Below are 13,957 nucleotides of genomic sequence, written 5' to 3'. Positions count from 1 at the left end.
CCATTGACGTCTAATGTATCCAGTAATTTACGGCGTCACCTGAACGTCACCTTAACAGTCCACTCTGTTGCCCTTTGACGCCTCAGGAGCTTGTCATGTTGCACGCGCAAAACCAGGATCGGCTGTATCTGGTCGCCCAAAGCGATGAGCAGGAAGCGCTGATCGGCGGCCTGGCTTTCAACGTCCAGGATCGCCACTGGCTGGTGTATTGCGCCCTTGGCGGGCACCAGCATGCGGACCTTCCGGAGACCGATCTGTTAACGGGGGTGAGCCTGCTGGACTTCTGCATCGACACCGCCGCGTGAAACAGGAGGCGAAAAAAAACCGGACTCAACTGAGCCCGGTTTTTTAACAATCGTTTATTGCGCGCTGAGCAACGAACCGATGCTTGGGTCTTTGAACAGTCGGGTCAAGGCGTCACTCAGGACGTCGCTGACCAACTTGGTATTGGTTTCCTGGTTCGGCGACATGCCGAAACGCTGGTTCAGGGAGGCGCCGTAGCGACCGCTGTAGCGACGGGTACCGGCGGTGACGTCAGACTTGAACGTCGCACCGATGGAAGCTTCGGTCACGTACAGCCCGTCCTTAGGCGATTGATACTTCAATTCAGCCAGGGTGATCGTCAATTGCGGAGCACCCGGTGCATTGGCGCTCGGGGTGAAACCCAGCAAGCGCACGGCGGCTTCAGCCTGGGCCTGCAGCTTGGGCAGTACGTCTTGAGCGTTCACCGAGATCAGAGCGGTTTCCGGGTACAGGCCGCCGCGTGAGCCGAGCGTAGGCGATGGACGACCATCCACCACCCGCACCGACACCGCCTGGCCGTGGCCCACCGGGGCCAGCTGCGTGGTGAGTTTCGGTTCCGGGGTCAGTTGTTGCGGGCTGTTGGCGCAGCCCACCAGGGTCAAACTGGTCACAGTGATCAAACCGAACAACAGGCGTTGCAACATGCGCTTCTCTCCAGAAATCAGGATCCGACAGGCCGGCAGTATAGCGGGGCGCCACTGCGGGGAACTAGCATCAGTTACAACCTGTGACCCCACGTGTGGAGCGCGGTTCGCTGTCACCAAGATGTCACACCCGTTACATGGGCTCGTCATCCAGCGCAGGCATGCTTGGCCTCAATCTCAGGAGGTCAATCGTCATGCAGTTTCTTTGGTCATTGTTTACGCGCAAGCCGGCCCTTCGTCAGTTCGCCCTGCTCGATGCACAAGGTCGTTGCCAGGCCTTCAAAGAGTGCTGCCAGCCGCCCGTAGGCGACGGCTGGGTAGAAATCGATGAGATTCGCCTGAGCTGGATGCATCACCCACTGCCCGCTCGCGCCCGCGTCAGCCCACGCCCAGCGCGGTCGTCACGGCACCAGCCGTTGGCTGCCTGACCGAACGCCTAATAAAAGTCATAAAACACGCCCATTTCCCCAGCGTTCTTCGCTACAATCTCCCCCCGATTATAAGGACGTCTCCTGATCGGGCCTCGCAGCATCGTTAATGCCTCGGTATTAACCCCAAGAATCGCCCACAGAGAGCCGCCCACACAGATCGAGTGAAGCTGGCGCGCTTGCTGTTTTCTTTGCAAACCACCCGTCTTTACCGAATCTGCCAGAGCTGCCATTGCGCTCGGCCACTTGAGTTGTTTGCCCGTTTTGCCGCATGTCGGCAAGGTTTTCCGGGCCAGGTGCCAGGCTGGGGCAGCCCTTTTTTGAGGTTCACGTCTTCAAAAGAGCGTGAAAAAACGGGTTTTCACAACTTCACAAGAGTGTGGCGAGCAAATGAATAGTTTGGCGTTTGTACAAGCACCATCAGCGTCTGGAACAGCCCAACCACACAGGACCGAGTACGCCTTAAAAATCGGAGCTTGAGCCTGTCCGCTACGGATTGATTGCACGAATCACACGCTTTGACCATAAGTCGAATTGCCACAGGCGCCCATGAATGCGTTCATAGGCAGATTAGCCCGGTAGGAAGCGTGTGCTGAAGTTGCAAAGAATTGCGAAACGGACATGGCGATCCTGGCCATGGGTAACCTGGGGCAACACGTGAACCGCCCCGTCACTCCTGGCAGCCATGCCGTCAATTTGGTGCTGCAGATTTTGGAGACGCGTTAAATGGCGCATAACGAAGCAGTCGACGTAGTACTGGTAGGGGCCGGCATCATGAGTGCCACTCTGGCCGTACTGCTCAAAGAGCTCGACCCCGGCCTCAAGCTGGAAGTCGTTGAGCTGATGGATTCGGGTGCCGCGGAGAGTTCCAACCCGTGGAACAACGCCGGTACCGGCCACGCCGGGCTGTGTGAGCTGAACTACACACCGCAGGCTGCCGATGGCTCCATCGACATCAAGAAAGCCGTGCACATCAACACCCAGTTCGAGGTGTCGAAACAGTTCTGGGCGTACTTGACCAAAAAGGGCACCTTTGGCTCGTCCAAGTCTTTTATCAGTCCGGTGCCGCACCTGAGCTTCGTGCAGGGCGAAAAAGGCGTGTCCTTCCTCAAGAAGCGCTTTGAAACCCTCAGCCAGCACCACGCGTTTTCGGACATGCACTACACCGAAGACCGTAGCGAGATGGCCGAGTGGATGCCGCTGATGATGCCAGGCCGCCCGCTCGACGAAAAAATCGCGGCGACCCGTGTCATGAACGGCACCGACGTCAACTTCGGTGCGCTGACCAACCAACTGCTCAGCCACCTGACCAGCTCGGCAGACGCCCAGGTCAAGTACAGCAAGCGCGTGACCGGCCTCAAGCGCAACGGCGCGGGCTGGACCGTAAGCATCAAGGACGTCAACAGCGGCAACAGCCGTGAAGTGGACGCCAAGTTCGTGTTCCTCGGCGCCGGTGGCGCGGCGCTGCCGCTGCTGCAAGCCTCGGGTATCGAAGAAAGCAAAGGCTTTGGCGGTTTCCCGGTCAGCGGCCAGTGGCTGCGTTGCGACAACCCGGAAGTGGTCAAGCACCACCAGGCCAAGGTCTACAGCCAGGCCGCCGTGGGTTCGCCGCCAATGTCCGTGCCGCACTTGGACACTCGCGTAGTGGAAGGCAAAAAGTCCCTGCTGTTTGGGCCCTATGCCGGCTTCACCACCAAGTTCCTCAAGCACGGTTCGTTCCTTGACCTGCCACTGTCGGTTCGCGCCGGCAACATTGGCCCGATGCTCGCCGTGGCCCGCGACAACATGGACCTGACCAAGTACCTGGTCAGCGAAGTGATGCAGTCGATGGAACAGCGCCTGGAATCCCTGCGCCGCTTCTACCCGCAAGCCAAAGCCGAAGACTGGCGCCTGGAAGTGGCCGGCCAACGGGTGCAGATCATCAAGAAAGCCCCGAAAAAAGGCGGCGTGCTGCAATTCGGCACCGAACTGGTCGCGGCCAAAGACGGCTCGCTCGCGGCACTGCTGGGCGCGTCCCCGGGTGCTTCGGTGACCGTTTCGATCATGCTCGACCTGATCGAGCGCTGCTTCCCGGCCAAGGCTGCCGGAGAGTGGGCGGCCAAGCTGCACGAGATCTTCCCGGCGCGGGAAAAGGTCCTGGAAACAGATGCCGAGCTGTATCGCAAGATCAATGAGCAGAACAACATCAGCCTGGAACTGGTTGAGCCTGCTGCCGAGACCGAGAGCTACGCTTGAGGCTTTAAGGCAATAAAAACGCCCCGCTCTCGGTATGAGAACGGGGCGTTTTTTATTGCCTGGAGAATCAACCGCGAGCGTTGTTGATCAACTCGATGTACTCGTCTGCGTGACGCTGGTCCTTGATCAGGTCGACGAAGGTCAGGCCATGCTCATCCTTGCCGTCCAGGTCCAGACCGGCTTCCTTGAAGAAACCCAGGAAGCGCTCAAAGTCGTCGATACGCAGGCCACGGTAGGCCTTGATGAGTTTATGCAGGGACGGGGAAATCGCGTCAACCGGCTCGAAGTCGAGGAACAACTTGATCTGATCGTCGCCAATCTCGTCACCAATCACCTGTTTCTTATCTTTACGCATTACCGACTCCAGCCTGCAGACATTTACACGGGGTTTGAAGTCTACCTGTGAGACGCAGGCTTCGGAAGCAGCGCAGACCCCATGTGGGAGCGGGCTTGCTCGCTCCCACATGGGGTCTGCGCTGCTTCCCACATTTGGACATCAGTGTTCTCGCTATCGAGCGCGAACGGCGCCGGTATGCAAATCCGCCCAGATATGCCCATTGGCATAACTCAGGAACTGCACGTAGACCGTGTCATTGCGCAGCAGGTCGACGATCACTCGGTACTGGGCCACCGGGTAGGACAACGTCAGGGTCTTGCTCTTGTCGTCGTAGACCGGCTTTTTCAGGCTTTTGCTTTCGGCATCGAAGTTGAGCACCACCTGGCTGATGGTCGCACCCTTGTTCAGGGACTTGCCCTTGAGGCGGATCATCAGCGGCGAGGTCACCGGGATCGGTTGCTGGCTGGATTGGCGCTGATTGCCCACCACTACCGCGTACTCGGTGACTTGCAGCAATTGCTGCTGGTCAGGGGCTTCGGCGCGCAGGGTCAGGTCGTCGGAGGGCAGAAATTGGCTGTGCAACGGCGCAGGCGCGGCGGCCAGCGGCAAACTGAGGGTCAACGCCAGGGCGGCGCAAGTACGTATCAACAGGTTCATGGGCCGCTCCGTGCGAGAAAGCCCAGCACTGTAGCTCAATCGAACTGCGCAAGCATCCAACGTTGATACGCGGCCACGCCAGCCTCGCCTTCACGCGGCGCCCAATTGGCCAGCTCACCCTCGCCTACCGGGCGATAAGGTCCGGCTTTGCACTCGAACATCACCGTGTCGGGCTCCAGCACCACCAAACCGTGAAACACACCGGGTGGCAGATCGACACCCGCGCATTCGCCCCCCGCCTGCATGACGCGCTTGGCCAGCACCTCGCCGGTTTCGCTGAACACCAGCAGACCCAGGCGGCCCTGAAGCACGAGCAAGGTTTCCGCCTTGTCCGCACTCAGGTGCCGATGCGGCGGCACATAAGTGCTGGGCTGCAGGCCCACGGCCAGACGATGGCACGGCTCTTCCATCTGGTGGAAGTTGTGATGGTGCCGGCCACGGGGGCTGGCGCCCGCTTTCTCAGCCAATTCGGCAAACAGCGTTTGATCAAGAAAGCGGGTCATGGCTTACATCCCTTTGACGGCGTAGATCCCATTGGCGTTGCGCCAGTAGCCTTTGTAGTCCATGCCATAACCGAAGATGTAGCGGTCGATGCACGGCAGGCCAACGAAATCGGCTTTCAGCTCTGGGCGGGCCTTACGATCGTGGTCTTTGTCGATCAGCACGGCAGTGTGCACTTTTCGCGCGCCAGCGTGCTTGCAGAAGTCAATGATCGCGCCGAGGGTGTGACCTTCGTCGAGGATGTCGTCGATGATCAGCACGTCGCGGTCGATGAACGAGACTTCCGGCTTGGCTTTCCAGAACAGGTCGCCGCCGGTGGTTTCGTTGCGATAGCGGGTGGCGTGCAGATAGGACGCTTCAAGCGGGAATTGCAGGTGGGTGAGCAATTTGCCAGCGAAGATCAGACCACCGTTCATCACGCAGAAAACCACCGGGTTGGTGTCAGCCATTTCGCGGGTGATGTGCGCGCCGACCTTGGCGATCGCCTCTTCGACTTGCGCTTCGGTGTACAGGCAGTCAGCCTCGCGCATGATTTGACGGATATGCTCGAGATCAGCGGACATGGCGCTCTCCAAGGGGTGCTGTGGCAAGAAAAGCGGGCGAAGGTACGCTTCTCGTGCGCTCCGGGCAAGCCTTAATGGACTAACGTGCTAGATGTCTATAGGACAACACCCTCGGATAGATTAATCTAGGCCGGTTTTTTTGCCCGCCGCCGGAGCCATTCCCATGCCTACTCGCGAGATCCGCCATCCGCTGATCCGACACAAGCTCGGCCTTATGCGCCGCGCCGACATTAGCACGAAGAACTTCCGTGAGCTTGCTCAGGAAGTCGGAGCGTTGCTGACTTACGAAGCCACTAAAGATTTACCCCTGGAAACCTACGACATCGAAGGTTGGGCCGGTACCGTGCAGGTCGAGAAAATCGCCGGCAAGAAAATCACCGTCGTGCCGATCCTGCGCGCCGGTATCGGCATGCTCGAAGGCGTACTCAGCCTGATCCCGGGCGCCAAGGTCAGCGCCGTGGGCGTGGCCCGCAATGAAGAAACCTTGCAGGCCCACACCTACCTGGAAAAACTGGTGCCGGAAATCAACGAGCGCCTGGCGATGATCATCGACCCGATGCTCGCCACCGGCAGTTCCATGGTCGCCACCATCGACTTGCTGAAAAAAGCCGGTTGCAAGGACATCCGCGCCATGGTGCTGGTGGCCGCGCCCGAAGGCATCGCCGCCGTTGAGAAGGCCCACCCGGACGTGGAGATCTACACCGCGTCCATCGATGAGCGCCTGAATGAACACGGCTACATCATCCCAGGCCTGGGCGATGCAGGTGACAAGATCTTCGGTACCAAGCAGAAGGACGGTTGAGCATGCAGGATGAATTCAACGACCCGCTTTGGCGCCAGATCCTGTCTGGCGCACAAATGCTCTTCGTGGCATTTGGCGCGCTGGTGTTGATGCCGCTGATCACAGGTCTTGATCCAAACGTTGCACTGTTCACCGCAGGCCTGGGCACGTTGTTGTTCCAGGTGGTGACAGGGCGGCAGGTGCCGGTCTTTCTGGCGTCGAGCTTTGCCTTCATTACTCCGATCATTCTCGCCAAAAGCCAGTTCGGCCTCGCGGCGACCATGGGCGGGGTAATGGCGGCCGGTTTCGTCTATACCTTCCTCGGGCTCGCGGTGAAGATCAAGGGCACCGGTTTCATCGACCGGCTGCTGCCGCCGGTGGTGATCGGGCCGGTGATTATCTCCATCGGCCTGGCCATGGCGCCGATTGCTGCCAACATGGCGATGGGGAAATCCGGCGACGGTGCCGAGCTGATTCATTACCAGACAGCAATGATGATCTCGATGCCGGCGCTGCTGACCACGTTGATCGTGGCGGTGTTCGGCAAGGGCATCTTCCGCTTGGTGCCGATCATCTCCGGCGTGTTGGTCGGTTTTGCCATGGCGTTCTATTTTGGTGTGGTCGACACAGCAAAGATCGCCGCCGCCCCCTGGTTCGCCCTGCCCCACTTCACCGCGCCTGAGTTCAACTGGCAGGCGATCCTGTTTATCATCCCGGTGGCCCTGGCCCCGGCGATCGAGCATATCGGCGGTGTGATTGCAGTCGGCAGCGTGACCGGTCGTGACTACCTGAAAAAGCCGGGCCTGCACCGTACCCTGCTGGGTGACGGCATTGCCACCACGGCCGCGGGCCTGTTTGGCGGCCCGCCGAACACCACGTACGCCGAAGTGACAGGCGCGGTGATGCTGACCAAGAACTACAACCCGAAGATCATGACCTGGGCGGCGGTGTTTGCCATCAGCCTGGCGTTTATCGGTAAGTTCGGCGCACTGCTGCAGAGCATTCCGGTGCCAGTGATGGGCGGGATTCTGTGCCTGCTGTTCGGTTCGATTGCCGCAGTGGGGATGAACACGCTGATCCGCCACAAGATCGACCTGGGCGAAGCGCGCAACTTGGTGATTGTGTCGGTGACGTTGGTGTTCGGGATTGGCGGTGTGCTGGTCGGCACGGGCACCGGCCCGGATGATTTCGGCCTGAAGGGTATCGCCCTGTGTGCGGTGGTAGCGATTGGTTTGAACCTGCTGCTGCCGGGCAATGATGGCTGGAAGAACAAGAAGCCGGATGAGCCGTTGCTCTAGCTAACACCGCAAAACCAAATGTGGGAGCAAGCCCGCTCCCACATTTTTTTGACCCTCAGTGTGGCTTACAGCTCACCAAGCCCATCAATCAGCGCCTGGTTCTGCTCCGGCGTACCGATGCTGATCCGCAGAAACTGGGCAATCCGCGCCTGTTTGAAGTGCCGCACGATCACACCCTGCTCACGCAACTTGGCCGCTAGGCCTGCGGCGTCATGTTGAGGGTGGCGAGCAAAGATAAAGTTGGCCGCCGACGGCAACACTTCAAAACCTTTTGCCTCCAGCTGCGCAACCACCTTGTCGCGGCTGTCGATGACCAACTGGCACGTCTTCTCGAAGTACTCACGGTCCTCGAACGCTGCCGCCGCGCCGACAATCGCCAAGCGATCCAGCGGATAAGAGTTGAAGCTGTTCTTGACCCGCTCCAGCGCCTCGATCAGGTCCGGGTGGCCCACGGCCAGGCCCACGCGCAAACCGGCCAGTGAGCGCGATTTGGACAGCGTCTGGGTAACCAGCAGGTTCGGGTAGCGATCCACCAGGCTGATCGCGGTTTCGCCGCCGAAGTCGATATAAGCTTCATCCACTACGACCACCGAGTCCGGGTTGGCCTTGAGGATCTGCTCCACCGCGTCCAGCGCCAGCACGCAGCCAGTCGGCGCGTTCGGGTTGGGGAAGATGATCCCGCCGTTGGGCCTGGCGTAATCCGCCACGCGAATCTGGAACTGTTCGTCCAGCGGCATCGGGTCGGACTTGATGCCGTAGAGGCCGCAGTAAACCGGGTAGAAGCTGTAGCTGATATCCGGAAACAACAGCGGTAGTTCGTGCTGGAACAGGCCGTTGAAAATGTGTGCGAGGACTTCATCGGAACCGTTACCGAGGAAGACCTTACTGGCGTCGATCGCGTAATGCTTGGCCACGGCCTGCTTGAGCAGGTCGCTGTTGGGGTCCGGGTACAGGCGTAGGTTGTCGTTCAGCTCGGCCTGCATCGCGGCCAACGCCTTGGGCGACGGGCCGTAGGGGTTTTCATTGGTGTTGAGCTTGACCAGCTTGGTCAGCTTCGGTTGTTCGCCAGGCACGTAGGGCACGAGGTCCTTGACGAAGGGACTCCAGAATTTGCTCATGTCTCAGTTCCCCTCTTCAAGGATGCGGTATTCAGCACTGCGGGCGTGGGCACTCAGGGATTCACCACGAGCCAGCACCGAGGCGGTCTTGCCGAGCTCGGACGCACCCTGCGGTGAGCAGAAGATGATCGACGAACGCTTCTGGAAATCGTACACGCCCAGTGGCGATGAGAAACGCGCGGTGCCGGAGGTCGGCAGCACGTGGTTCGGGCCTGCGCAATAGTCACCCAGCGCTTCGCTGGTGTGGCGCCCCATGAAGATCGCACCGGCGTGGCGAATCGATGGCAACCAGGCTTGTGGGTCGACCACGGACAACTCCAAGTGCTCCGGCGCGATACGGTTGGCCACTTCGATGGCTTGCTCCATGTCGCGCACCAGGATCAGCGCGCCACGGCCATTGATCGATTTCTCGATGATCTCGGCACGCTCCATGGTCGGCAGCAGCTTATTGATACTCGCGGCAACGTTGTCGAGGAACTCGGCGTCCGGGCTGACCAGGATCGCTTGAGCGTCTTCGTCGTGCTCGGCCTGGGAGAACAGGTCCATGGCGATCCAGTCCGGATCGGTCTGGCCGTCGCATACCACGAGGATTTCCGATGGGCCGGCGATCATGTCGATACCGACCTGGCCAAACACGTGACGCTTGGCGGTGGCGACGTAGATGTTGCCGGGACCAACCACCTTATCGACCTTCGGCACGCTTTCGGTGCCATAGGCCAGGGCGGCAACGGCTTGCGCGCCACCGATGGTGAAAACGCGGTCGACGCCGGCAATGCAGGCGGCGGCCAATACCAGCTCGTTGATTTCACCGCGCGGTGTTGGCACGACCATGACCACTTCGGTCACGCCCGCCACTTTGGCCGGGATCGCGTTCATCAATACCGACGATGGGTACGACGCCTTACCGCCCGGCACGTAAAGGCCGGCGCGGTCCAGTGGCGTGACCTTCTGGCCCAGTACAGTGCCGTCTGCCTCGGTGTAGCTCCAGGAGTCTTGCTTCTGCTTTTCGTGATAGCTGCGCACCCGCGTTGCCGCCACTTCCAGGGCTTCTCGCTGTGGCGCGGTGATACGCGTCAGCGCCAACTCCAGGCGTTCGCGGGGCAGGATCAGGTCGGACATGGACTTGACGTCCAGCCCGTCAAACTGGCGAGTGAAGTCCACCAACGCCGCATCGCCGCGCTCGCGAACAGCCTTGATGATGTCGAGCACCCGCACGTTGACCGAGTCGTCGGACACGCTTTCCCAGCTCAGCAGATGATCCAGATGATGGGCGAAATCCGGATCGGCAGCGTTGAGTCGGGCAATTGCAGTGGACGTGGTCATAGCGAGGGCCTCATTGGATTGGCAAAAACTCACGCGCCCGAAGGTGCGCTGACGTTCAATAACGAAGCGCGTTGGTACTGTGGTTGTGCCAGGCAAGGCGCGGGACGCTGGTAAGGGTTGTTTCCTTACCAAGTCCCGCAACGCAGCATGGCGCAACCACAGTGCCAACCCGCAGGGCCTTACCTAAAAGGCAGACTGCTACGCGTCGCTAATTATTGAAAAAGAATCTTCTACTAACATAAGTTGCCTTTTGGGGTAAGGCGCGATTCGTTATTGAACGTCAGCGCACCTTCCCAGCAGTCGATCCACCTGAGAACTCTGGCTATGAGGCGGATAGACGGGCGCAGCCTTTCAGCTACGCGGGTAAGTCAACCGCGGTGTCGCGACTCCACTGCTTTGCGCAGGGTGTCGATCAACGCCTGGATACGGGCGTGCTGCATCTTCATCGACGCTTTGTTTACGACCAGGCGAGAGCTGATATCGGCAATGAATTCCTGGGGCTCGAGGCCGTTGGCACGCAGGGTGTTGCCGGTGTCGACCACGTCGATGATTTTGTCGGCCAGGCCGATCAGCGGCGCCAACTCCATCGAGCCGTAGAGCTTGATGATGTCGACCTGACGGCCTTGTTCGGCGTAGTAGCGCTTGGCAACGTTGACGAACTTAGTGGCCACGCGCAGGCGGCCCTTGGGCTCGACGTCACCGACGCGCCCGGCGGTCATCAGCTTGCACAGCGCAATACGCAGGTCCAACGGCTCGTACAGGCCCTGGCCACCGTATTCCATCAGCACGTCTTTACCGGCGACACCCAAGTCGGCCGCGCCATGTTCAACATAGGTCGGCACGTCAGTAGCCCGCACGATCAACAGGCGAACATCGTCCTGGGTCGTGGGAATGATCAGCTTGCGGCTCTTGTCCGGATTTTCGGTCGGCACGATGCCCGCTTCAGCCAGAAGCGGCAACGTGTCGTCAAGGATACGGCCCTTGGACAGTGCGATGGTCAACATGGAAGCGTCAGTCCTTCATCTGGCTATTGCTGTCCGGGCACAAACGGCGCCAGACACAGATCGAGGCCATTACAGCCTCGATTTGAAACAAATTCAGCATACCGCCTATTCAGCGGCAATCATCTTGTAGTGAGCGGGCTTGCCCCGCTCACTACAAGCCCGGAACTAGCCCGGTACGCGGCGGATTTTAGCGCCGAGCATCTGCAGTTTTTCTTCGATGCACTCGTAGCCACGATCTATGTGGTAGATGCGGTCGATCAGAGTGTCGCCTTCAGCAATCAGCGCCGAGATCACCAGGCTCGCCGAAGCCCGCAGGTCAGTCGCCATGACTGGCGCGCCCTTGAGTTTCTCGGTACCGGTAACGATGGCGGTGTTGCCTTCAACCTGGATCTTGGCGCCCATGCGGTGCAGTTCATACACGTGCATGAAGCGGTTTTCGAAGATGGTCTCGATCACGGCACCGGTGCCTTCAGCAATGGCGTTCAAGGAGATGAACTGCGCTTGCATGTCGGTCGGGAACGCCGGGTACGGAGCGGTACGTACGTTGACGGCCTTAGGACGCTTGCCGTGCATGTTCAGCTCGATCCAGTCTTCACCGGTGGTGATTTCTGCGCCAGCTTCGCGCAGTTTTTCCAGGACCGCTTCCAGGATGGTCGGATCGGTGTCCTTGACCTTGACGCGGCCACCGGTAACAGCAGCAGCAACCAGGTAGGTACCGGTTTCGATGCGGTCCGGCATGACCTTGTAGGTGGTCGTGTGCAGGCGCTCAACACCGTCAATGGTGATGGTATCAGTGCCGGCGCCGGAGACCTTGGCACCCATAGCGTTCAGGAAGTTCGCCAGGTCGACGACTTCAGGCTCACGGGCGGCGTTTTGCAGCACGCTACGGCCTTTGGCAAGGGCTGCGGCCATCATGATGTTCTCGGTACCGGTCACACTGACGGTATCAAAGAAGAAGCTGGCGCCACGCAGGCCTCCTTCAGGCGCCTTGGCCTTGATGTAGCCGCCTTCGACGTCGATGGTCGCGCCCATGGCTTCGAGGCCACGGATGTGCAGGTCGACCGGACGCGAACCAATGGCGCAACCACCAGGCAATGCCACTTCAGCTTCGCCGAAACGGGCAACCATCGGGCCGAGCACCAGGATCGACGCACGCATGGTTTTCACCAACTCGTACGGGGCGATCAGGGTCTTGATGGTGCGTGGGTCGATTTCGACGGACAGCTTCTCGTCGATCACCGGCTCGATGCCCATGCGACCGAACAGTTCGATCATCGTGGTGATGTCGTGCAGGTGTGGCAGGTTGGCCACGGTGACCGGGCCATCGCACAGCAGGGTCGCTGCCAGGATCGGCAAGGCGGAGTTTTTTGCACCGGAGATGCGGATCTCGCCATCAAGACGGGCACCGCCGGTAATAATCAATTTATCCATAAGAATCTCGACGCCTTGGGGGCTCAGGTGCGCTCGGCCCAGGCCGCGCGGCTGAAAAATTTCATAGTGACCGCATGGATGCTGCCATCGGTGATCCACGGGTTCAAATGGGCATAGATCTGCTGCTGACGCTTGACCGGGCTAAGTGCCGCCAGTTCATCGCTAATCACATTCAGCTGGAAGTTGCAGCCTTCGCCTTCGACTTCAACACTCGTTTCGGGCAGCTTTCCTTCAAGGAAGCTTTTAACTTCTAGGGCCTGCATGATCAACCTCTATCGGCGCCCAGTGCGCGCGGGTCGCACATCATACAAAAAAGCCCCGCGCCTGCGAACCCCGCATAGCAGGACTCTGACGGGGGGCTTCTCTAATAATGTGTATTAAGGATGCGCCAACAACTCGGTCAGCTCGGAAACTTCGGCAATTTCGCGCATGTCTTCGGGCATCGCACGGATGCTAAACGGCTTATTAACCGCTTCGGCGTCACGCATAAAGCACAACAGCAGCGACAAACCAACGCTGCTGGACTTGGTCACACCCGAACAATCCAGCACCAGTGCAGGCGCAGCGCTGGTGTTGATCAGTGCCTGGCCCTGCTTGCGCAGGTCAGGCCCGGTGCGGTAATCCAGCACGCCGCTGATGAAGAGCTCGCCGGCGTCGCCGAGACGAACAGCCGACTCGGTCATTGTGCGGGCGTCCCGGCAGTTTTATCGGTTTCTTCCTTGGCCTTGGCCACTTCACCGGCCCAACCATTGATGGTTTTGTCCAGGTCATTGCCATTGCGTTGCATGGCATCAGAGAACTGATCACGGAATAGCTTGCCGATGTTGATGCCATTGATGATCACGTTCCGCAGCTTCCACTCGCCGTTGACCTTCTCCAGCGTGTACTGCACAGGGTAGACAGCGCCATTGTTGCCCTTGACGCTCATGTTCACGCTGGTGCGATCACCTGATTCATCCCCGGCTGGAGCGACGGTAATACCCTGGTTGTTGTACTCAAGCAGCGCGTTACCGTAGAACTGGAACAGGCCTTTCTTGAAGTTTTCCTGAAAGGTCTGCATCTGCGCCGGGGTAGCCTTGCGCGAGTACTTGACCGTCATGATGCTGCGGGAAATGCCTTCGGCATCCACAACAGGACCGACAATAGTATTGAGCGCGCTGTAGAACTGACTTGGATCTTGTTTGTACTTTTCTTTGTTGGCCGACAGGTCAGCCAACATCTTGTTGGTTGTGTCCTGCACCAATTCGTGCGCAGAACCTGCTGCGTTGGCCATCAACGGCAGCGCTGCAAGCAGTACCAGGAGGCCACGTCGCAAGGTAGAGATCATGTACAGA

Annotated in this window: 17 protein-coding genes; 5 read left to right on the top strand and 12 right to left on the bottom strand. The window is 59.5% G+C overall.

The window, feature by feature from the left end; genetic code table 11:
* The first annotated feature begins 95 nt into the window (after window positions 1-95).
* Window positions 96-305: a hypothetical protein gene (locus AACY44_RS04670; protein WP_049709958.1), complete on the top strand. Its 210-nt coding sequence runs from the start codon at window positions 96-98 to the stop codon at window positions 303-305.
* A 54-nt stretch (window positions 306-359) separates the two neighbouring features.
* Here the strand turns inward: AACY44_RS04670 and AACY44_RS04665 are convergent, their stop codons facing one another.
* Complete coding sequence (locus tag AACY44_RS04665; protein WP_065875075.1) at window positions 360-947, bottom strand: YajG family lipoprotein; 588 nt, start codon at window positions 945-947, stop codon at window positions 360-362.
* Between the two features lie 194 nt (window positions 948-1,141).
* Here AACY44_RS04665 and AACY44_RS04660 point away from each other — a divergent pair, with 194 nt between their 5' ends.
* Entirely contained in the window at window positions 1,142-1,375 is a 234-nt protein-coding gene (locus AACY44_RS04660; protein ID WP_065875076.1) for a hypothetical protein, read from the top strand.
* Between the two features lie 726 nt (window positions 1,376-2,101).
* The gene (gene mqo, locus AACY44_RS04655) at window positions 2,102-3,610 is read left to right on the top strand and encodes a malate dehydrogenase (quinone) (RefSeq protein ID WP_339529863.1); all 1,509 of its coding nucleotides are present in this window, start codon (window positions 2,102-2,104) and stop codon (window positions 3,608-3,610) included.
* Between the two features lie 67 nt (window positions 3,611-3,677).
* Here the strand turns inward: mqo and AACY44_RS04650 are convergent, their stop codons facing one another.
* From AACY44_RS04650 to AACY44_RS04635, 4 genes are all read right to left on the bottom strand, one after another.
* Window positions 3,678-3,965, bottom strand: coding sequence for a PA4642 family protein (locus AACY44_RS04650; protein WP_339417539.1), 288 nt, complete (start codon window positions 3,963-3,965; stop codon window positions 3,678-3,680).
* Between the two features lie 153 nt (window positions 3,966-4,118).
* Window positions 4,119-4,604 (bottom strand): hypothetical protein, encoded by a 486-nt coding sequence (locus tag AACY44_RS04645; protein WP_339417538.1) that lies wholly within the window; start codon window positions 4,602-4,604, stop codon window positions 4,119-4,121.
* Window positions 4,605-4,639: 35 nt separating this feature from the next.
* Window positions 4,640-5,107, bottom strand: a complete 468-nt coding sequence (locus AACY44_RS04640; RefSeq protein WP_339417535.1) for a WbuC family cupin fold metalloprotein — start codon at window positions 5,105-5,107, stop codon at window positions 4,640-4,642.
* A gap of 3 nt (window positions 5,108-5,110) precedes the next feature.
* Window positions 5,111-5,668 carry a hypoxanthine-guanine phosphoribosyltransferase gene (locus tag AACY44_RS04635; protein WP_339417533.1) on the bottom strand — a complete coding sequence of 186 codons (558 nt, stop codon included), beginning with the start codon at window positions 5,666-5,668 and terminating at the stop codon, window positions 5,111-5,113.
* A 163-nt stretch (window positions 5,669-5,831) separates the two neighbouring features.
* Here AACY44_RS04635 and upp point away from each other — a divergent pair, with 163 nt between their 5' ends.
* Both upp and AACY44_RS04625 read left to right on the top strand, forming a co-directional pair.
* Window positions 5,832-6,470 carry a uracil phosphoribosyltransferase gene (gene upp, locus AACY44_RS04630; RefSeq protein WP_339468488.1) on the top strand — a complete coding sequence of 213 codons (639 nt, stop codon included), beginning with the start codon at window positions 5,832-5,834 and terminating at the stop codon, window positions 6,468-6,470.
* A 2-nt stretch (window positions 6,471-6,472) separates the two neighbouring features.
* On the top strand, window positions 6,473-7,747 hold the full coding sequence (locus AACY44_RS04625; protein WP_339417532.1) for a uracil-xanthine permease family protein: 1,275 nt from the start codon (window positions 6,473-6,475) through the stop codon (window positions 7,745-7,747).
* 65 nt (window positions 7,748-7,812) lie between these two features.
* Here AACY44_RS04625 and hisC read toward each other — a convergent pair whose 3' ends face one another.
* The 7 genes from hisC to AACY44_RS04590 form a co-directional block, all read right to left on the bottom strand.
* The gene (hisC, locus tag AACY44_RS04620) at window positions 7,813-8,865 is read right to left on the bottom strand and encodes a histidinol-phosphate transaminase (protein ID WP_339417531.1); all 1,053 of its coding nucleotides are present in this window, start codon (window positions 8,863-8,865) and stop codon (window positions 7,813-7,815) included.
* 3 nt (window positions 8,866-8,868) lie between these two features.
* Entirely contained in the window at window positions 8,869-10,188 is a 1,320-nt protein-coding gene (hisD, locus tag AACY44_RS04615) for a histidinol dehydrogenase (protein WP_339417530.1), read from the bottom strand.
* A 368-nt stretch (window positions 10,189-10,556) separates the two neighbouring features.
* Window positions 10,557-11,192, bottom strand: coding sequence for an ATP phosphoribosyltransferase (gene hisG, locus AACY44_RS04610; protein ID WP_049709970.1), 636 nt, complete (start codon window positions 11,190-11,192; stop codon window positions 10,557-10,559).
* A 165-nt stretch (window positions 11,193-11,357) separates the two neighbouring features.
* A complete protein-coding gene (gene murA / locus AACY44_RS04605) occupies window positions 11,358-12,623 on the bottom strand; it encodes a UDP-N-acetylglucosamine 1-carboxyvinyltransferase (RefSeq protein WP_339417528.1) in 1,266 nt (421 codons plus the stop codon).
* A gap of 23 nt (window positions 12,624-12,646) precedes the next feature.
* The gene (locus AACY44_RS04600) at window positions 12,647-12,886 is read right to left on the bottom strand and encodes a BolA family protein (RefSeq protein WP_049709972.1); all 240 of its coding nucleotides are present in this window, start codon (window positions 12,884-12,886) and stop codon (window positions 12,647-12,649) included.
* A gap of 114 nt (window positions 12,887-13,000) precedes the next feature.
* Window positions 13,001-13,306 (bottom strand): STAS domain-containing protein, encoded by a 306-nt coding sequence (locus tag AACY44_RS04595; RefSeq protein ID WP_339417525.1) that lies wholly within the window; start codon window positions 13,304-13,306, stop codon window positions 13,001-13,003.
* Complete coding sequence (locus AACY44_RS04590; RefSeq protein WP_339417524.1) at window positions 13,303-13,950, bottom strand: MlaC/ttg2D family ABC transporter substrate-binding protein; 648 nt, start codon at window positions 13,948-13,950, stop codon at window positions 13,303-13,305. Before AACY44_RS04590 ends, AACY44_RS04595 begins: the two co-directional genes overlap by 4 nt.
* Window positions 13,951-13,957: the final 7 nt, after the last annotated feature.

Source organism: Pseudomonas sp. RA_15y_Pfl1_P11, from assembly GCF_963970975.1.
In the GTDB taxonomy this organism is placed as follows: Bacteria; Pseudomonadota; Gammaproteobacteria; order Pseudomonadales; family Pseudomonadaceae; genus Aquipseudomonas; species Aquipseudomonas tritici.
Note: the sequence above shows the minus strand (reverse complement) of the source record. Positions and strands in the feature narration are given on the sequence as shown.